The organism is Micromonospora sp. NPDC002411, from assembly GCF_053592955.1.
This window is the reverse complement of the sequence record NZ_JBSFBM010000631.1, coordinates 1-1,394: the sequence shown is the minus strand read 5'-3', so window position 1 is coordinate 1,394 and position 1,394 is coordinate 1. Positions and strand designations below refer to the sequence as shown.

The 1,394-nt window shown below is 71.3% G+C and carries 2 protein-coding genes; one reads left to right on the top strand and one right to left on the bottom strand.

What is annotated here, in order from left to right; translation table 11 throughout:
* The first annotated feature begins 291 nt into the window (after positions 1–291).
* Entirely contained in the window at positions 292–588 is a 297-nt protein-coding gene (locus tag ACWCO3_RS34605; RefSeq protein ID WP_450014217.1) for a hypothetical protein, read from the top strand.
* Positions 589–611: 23 nt separating this feature from the next.
* Here ACWCO3_RS34605 and ACWCO3_RS34600 read toward each other — a convergent pair whose 3' ends face one another.
* Positions 612–1,301: a lysophospholipid acyltransferase family protein gene (locus tag ACWCO3_RS34600; protein ID WP_145779371.1), complete on the bottom strand. Its 690-nt coding sequence runs from the start codon at positions 1,299–1,301 to the stop codon at positions 612–614.
* Positions 1,302–1,394: the final 93 nt, after the last annotated feature.

Here is a 1,394-nt window from a genome sequence, read left to right as displayed (position 1 = left end):
TCACCGAGGCCCAGCTGCCGATGATCCTCGGCTGCGACGCGGTCGGGTTGGACCCGGAGGGCCGCCCGGTGGTCGTGGTGCTGCTGTGGTTGCCCCGCCTACTACGGCTTCCCGATCTCGGCCCAGTACCCGGCCCGCGCCGCGCTGCCGGAGCAGATCGAGGACCTCACCCTGCGTCAGGACAACCGGAGCGCGGAGACCGCGAAGCAACTGGAGAACGAGGTACGCAACGAGCACCTGCTGGCCGAGGACACGTTCGCCGGCGTCTACTCAACGACGAACGGCAAGCGGGTGACCGTCTTCGGCGGCACCGGTTTCCGCCTGACCCCGGAGGCGGACGCGGAGGCCGAGATCAGCCGACTCGCCGACCGTTACGCGCTGGCGACGGCCGAGACCGTCGACACCGGTGTCCGTGGCCGGCACGAACGCTGCGCCGTCGGCCGGGCCGATGGCAGCGACGTGGTGGTCTGCACCTCAGTCGACCACGGCAGCATCGCCACCGGGGTGTTCACCCGGCTCTCCGTCACCGACAGCGCCACGCTGCTGAACACTCTGCGTATCCAGATCGTCCAACCCGAGCGAGGCTGAGCCACACCACGGCGGCCGACGAGTCACGCGTCGCGGGTCGGGTCCGGGTGGGCGCGGGGCGGGGCGTAGCGGGGCACGTACTCCTGGCCGGTGAGCTTCTGGATCTCGCTCATCATCTCGTCGGTCATCTGCCGCAGCGAGGTGCGGTCGTCCGGCCGGCCCGTGAAGTCCAACGGCTTGCCGAACCGCACGGTGATCTTGGCAATGCCGGGCCGGGGCACCCGGGCGCCGATCGGCTGCGCCTTGTCCGTGCCGATCATGCCGACCGGGATGATCGGCACACCGGCGGCGATCGCCAGCCGGGCCGCGCCGGTGCGTCCCCGATAGAGCTTGCCGTCCGGTGAACGGGTGCCCTCCGGGTAGACCACCACCAGGTCGCCGCCCTTGAGCGCCGGGATCGCCGCGTCGAACGCGGACAGCGCGGCCCGGCCGCCGGCCCGCTCGACGGGAATGGCACCCAGGCCGGTGAGGACGAACTTGGAGATGGCGCCCTTCACCCCGGTGCCCTTGAAATACTCCGACTTGGCCCAGAACGCCAGGTGTCGGGGCACGACCGTGCCGAGGAACAGCTCGTCGGCCACCGAGAGGTGGTTGCCGGCGAAGATCGCGCCGCCGGTCTCCGGCACGTGTTCCAGACCCTCCACGGTCGGGCGGAACGCCACCCGCAGCGTGGGCGCCACGGTCAGCTTGCCGATGGTGTAGAGCAGGGGCACTGGTCCTCCGGCAGATGAGGTGCGAGCAGGCGGTGTCACTCGCCGTCGGGCTGAGGGTGCAGGTCGAGCCCCACCACCCGCGCGCCGGCGGCG